The sequence below is a fragment of the Caballeronia sp. ATUFL_M2_KS44 genome, assembly GCF_023630965.1.
GTDB classification, from domain to species: domain Bacteria; phylum Pseudomonadota; class Gammaproteobacteria; order Burkholderiales; family Burkholderiaceae; genus Caballeronia; species Caballeronia concitans.
On the sequence record NZ_JALQEA010000033.1, the window covers coordinates 1 to 653 of the forward strand.

Genomic DNA, 653 nt, shown 5'->3' on the forward strand with positions numbered 1-653 from the left:
CACGACTCCAGCATCATCATCGACGGACTCAACATCTCGAAGTTCGAGCGCTCCGTGTTCGAAGACATGCGCAAGGGCGGCGTCACTGCTGTCAACTGCACGGTCTCGGTGTGGGAAGACTTTCAGAAGACCGTCGACAACATCGCGGAAATGAAGCAGCAGATCCGCGAATACAGTGAGATTCTCACGCTCGTGCGCACGACCGACGACATTCTGCGCGCGAAGAAAGAGAACAAGACCGGCATCATCTTCGGCTTCCAGAACTCGTATGCGTTCGAAGATAACCTGGGCTATATCGAAGTGTTCAAGGAACTGGGCGTGAACGTGGTCCAGCTTTGCTACAACACGCAGAACCTCGTCGGCACCGGCTGTTATGAAACCGATGGCGGTCTCTCCGGCTATGGCCGCGAAGTGATTCAGGAGATGAATCGCGTGGGCATTCTGGTGGATCTCTCGCATGTGGGCGCGAAGACCTCGTCGGATGCCATTGCGTGTTCCAAGAAGCCCGTGACTTACTCCCATTGCTGTCCTTCGGGGTTGAAAGAACATCCGCGTAATAAGAGCGATGAACAACTGAGAGAGATTGTCGATGCGAACGGCTTCGTCGGCGTGACGATGTTCGCGCCGTTCCTGAAGAAAGGTCCGGACGCGAC

At 55.4% G+C, this 653-nt stretch carries 1 protein-coding gene; it reads left to right on the plus strand.

Features of this window, described 5'->3' with window-relative positions:
* The coding region (locus tag NCR39_RS14480) for a membrane dipeptidase (RefSeq protein WP_250452797.1) at positions 1 to 653 on the plus strand (653 nt) is incomplete at both ends.